Origin of the sequence: Sphingopyxis flava (genome assembly GCF_900168005.1) — a bacterium.
Lineage (GTDB): Bacteria > Pseudomonadota > Alphaproteobacteria > Sphingomonadales > Sphingomonadaceae > Sphingopyxis > Sphingopyxis flava.
Genome location: NZ_FUYP01000083.1, coordinates 1 through 2,713 on the forward strand (window position 1 = coordinate 1; position 2,713 = coordinate 2,713).

The 2,713-nt window shown below is 63.1% G+C and carries 4 protein-coding genes and 1 pseudogene; 2 read left to right on the plus strand and 3 right to left on the minus strand.

Going from position 1 to position 2,713, the window contains the following annotated elements; all coding sequences use genetic code 11:
• Positions 1–119: 119 nt before the first annotated feature.
• On the minus strand, positions 120–248 hold the full coding sequence (locus B5X69_RS22350; RefSeq protein ID WP_281250960.1) for a hypothetical protein: 129 nt from the start codon (positions 246–248) through the stop codon (positions 120–122).
• Between the two features lie 159 nt (positions 249–407).
• On the opposite strand from B5X69_RS22350, the gene B5X69_RS20475 reads away from it, so the two are divergent.
• Positions 408–689: an oxidoreductase C-terminal domain-containing protein gene (locus B5X69_RS20475; protein WP_217699172.1), complete on the plus strand. Its 282-nt coding sequence runs from the start codon at positions 408–410 to the stop codon at positions 687–689.
• A gap of 42 nt (positions 690–731) precedes the next feature.
• On the opposite strand, the gene B5X69_RS20480 is transcribed toward B5X69_RS20475, so the two are convergent.
• Together B5X69_RS20480 and B5X69_RS20485 are read right to left on the minus strand one after the other, a co-directional pair.
• Positions 732–1,304, minus strand: a complete 573-nt coding sequence (locus tag B5X69_RS20480) for a thermonuclease family protein (RefSeq protein WP_245798830.1) — start codon at positions 1,302–1,304, stop codon at positions 732–734.
• Positions 1,305–1,422: 118 nt separating this feature from the next.
• The gene (locus B5X69_RS20485; RefSeq protein ID WP_217699173.1) at positions 1,423–2,493 is read right to left on the minus strand and encodes a prolyl oligopeptidase family serine peptidase; all 1,071 of its coding nucleotides are present in this window, start codon (positions 2,491–2,493) and stop codon (positions 1,423–1,425) included.
• Positions 2,494–2,539: 46 nt separating this feature from the next.
• Between B5X69_RS20485 and B5X69_RS21215 the strand changes: the two are divergent.
• A pseudogene (locus tag B5X69_RS21215) lies at positions 2,540–2,713 on the plus strand (NAD(P)/FAD-dependent oxidoreductase); the annotation flags it as partial.

Sequence of the window (2,713 nt, forward strand, 5' to 3'; positions counted from 1 at the left end):
TGAGGTAACGTCGGTCATGGCGGGTGTAGCCTATGGCAATTTCTGTCCCGGAGCAGGGACGGCTTAGACACCCAATTTCTTACTTCAGAACAGAGCTTTACGCTACTCCCGCCTACCGCTCAGACACCCCTTGGTGCATAAGAGCGGCTAAAAATCGTCCCGAGGCATGGCCGAAAACTCACGCACGCTCCCGCTGCTGCCAGGGCGCGTGCCGTGCTCGCCCCGATGCCGCTTGAGCCGCCGGTCACAAGGGCGACACGGCCCTCGAGCTTCCATCCCGGCCCCCTCGCCTACCTTGTCCATAACTGCTCCTTTCGCCCCCAATATCCGGGGCACTGAGATTGTCGCGGGGCTCGCTTCGGCGAGCCAGCGAGATGCCCAGTGGACAGATCCGATGGCGGTACCCGATGCTCAATGGAGCGAACGCCAACGCCCGCACCGCGATGGCCGGCATCAGCAGCGGAGCAAATGAGCTGAGCCTCCGCGGCGACCCGGCCACCGGCGCATTTTCGGTGTTCTGTTTCAGAGATCGGCGACTTCTGGCCGTGGAGTCGGTCAATCGTCCCCAAGACCAGCGCGCTGCCCGCAAGCTGATTTTGACGCAAGGGCTCACGCCCGACCAGGCGCCCGACGAAGATGTGGATCTTCGTGCGATCACCCCCGTTAGGCAAGAATGTATCGGCGCTTGAGGCCAGCGCAGCGCAGGCCCGTTACACAGCCGCCAGGCGTTTTCAGCACCATGGCCTTCGCCCGCCTTCGTACCAGCGCGCGAGCCCTTCATCGACGAGCGTCTTTCCGACGCTTTTGCCGTCGACCAGCACGATGCGCAGCTTGCGGCCATAACGGTCCGTATCCCTGTCGATGGGTTTGAGCGTAATGGTCCCAGCCTCGAGAATTTCCCGCAGCCGCACCGTCGCCCTGTCTCCAAGTTCCCTTTCCGCCGGGCACCGATAATCGTGGGTCTCTGGCGTATCGATGTCGGCAATCCTGATCTTCTCGCCCTCAAGCCAGATCGTGTCGCCATCGACGACGCAGTTGTAGCCGCCGCCCATATGGCAAAAGGCAAAGCTTATGCGCTTCGAAGTCTCGCTCAGCCCGGACGTTTCGGCCGTTGCAGCGCCGACCAGCGACATCGACCCGCCGGCGACGTCTTCAAGCCAGGTCGGCCGATAGCCTTGAGTGAACGCAAGCGTTGCGGCGAAGGCGAGCAGAAACAGAAGGAAGACAGGAAACGTCCGACGGGGCCGCCGCCGCCGCGGTGCCCGCTTCCGCCGGTTTCGCCGCGCTCCGCGATATTTCTGCATAATGCCTCCCCAACGAGCGCAGCATAATTCCAGGCTCAGCGGCTGTCACTGCCGACCGTGCCAGCGCAGAGCCGCGTCGATAGCGGAAGATGAGGCCAATGGCAGGCCTCACAGCGCATTACGCCGCACAGTGGATTGCAAATGCCCAGAAAAGTGCCTTCTCCCGATATTCGCTCGCGAGGTCGGCGCTGCCTTGATGGCCGCTCTTCATATCAGTGAGGAGCATCGCGGGGTTGCCGCTCGTCGACTTGTGCCGCACTTCGGCAACGAGCTTTGCGGGTTCCCAATAGGAAACGCGGTCATCCTTGAGCCCGGCGGTGCAAAGCAGCGGCGGATAGGCGCTTGCGGTTACATTCTCATAGGGCGAGATGGACGCGATATAGTCATAGGCCTTGGGGTCGGCGAGCGGGTCGCCCCAGTCGGGACGGAAGAGCGGCACCAGCGGATGCGCGGCATCGCTCATTGTGTTCAGCATATCGACGAAAGGCACTTTCGCGATCACCCCGGCCCAGAGATTCGGCGCGATGTTCATGCTCGCCCCGACGAGGAGGCCGCCCGCCGACAGACCATATGCCACAACTCGGCCCTTCGCCGTATAGCCCTCGCGGGCCAGATATTCGGCGCAGGCGATGAAATCGGTAAAGCTGTTGCGTTTCGTGAACCGGCGCCCGCCAAGGAACCATTGCCGGCCCTTTTCGGACCCGCCGCGCACGTGCGCGATCGCATAGCGCCAGCCGCGATCGACGAGAGTGAGCGCGGGGATCGAAAATTCGGGATCGCTCGAAATACCGTAGGCACCATATCCATATTGGAGCAGCGGCGCCTGGCCGTCCTTGGGCGCCCCGCGCCGCGACAGCAGGGTAATGGGAACGAGCTCGCCGTCGGGTGCGGGCGCAAACAGGCGCTCGACCTCATAATCGTCGGGGTCGAAATTGGTGACTGCCTGCTGCTGGACGATGCGCTGCCCGCCGTCCTTCAGATCGACCTTGATCCAGCGCCGCGGTGATGTGGGCGACTGGTGGACGATAAGCACGTGCCGCGCCGAATAGGGCTGATCGGCCGGAATTTCGATCGTGTAGGCGGGATCGTCGAACGCGACGCGCTGCTCGGTCCCGGCGGGCTCAAGCGCGCAAGAAAGTGGCCTGCTTTTGCGCCGCCCCGTGGCCGGTTTTTGCTCCGCCGTTGACACGGTGGTGATTGTAGGCGGAGGGCACGGCGGGGCGCAGGTCGCGGTGATGCTGCGGACGCAGAAGTTCGAAGGCAGCATTGCGATTATCGGCGACGAGCCTGAACTTCCCTATGAGCGCCCGCCCTTGTCGAAGGAATATTTTGCAGGCGAGAAGGAATTCGAGCGCATCCAGCTCCGCCCCGCCAGATATTGGGACGAGCGCGAGGTGACGATGCTGCTC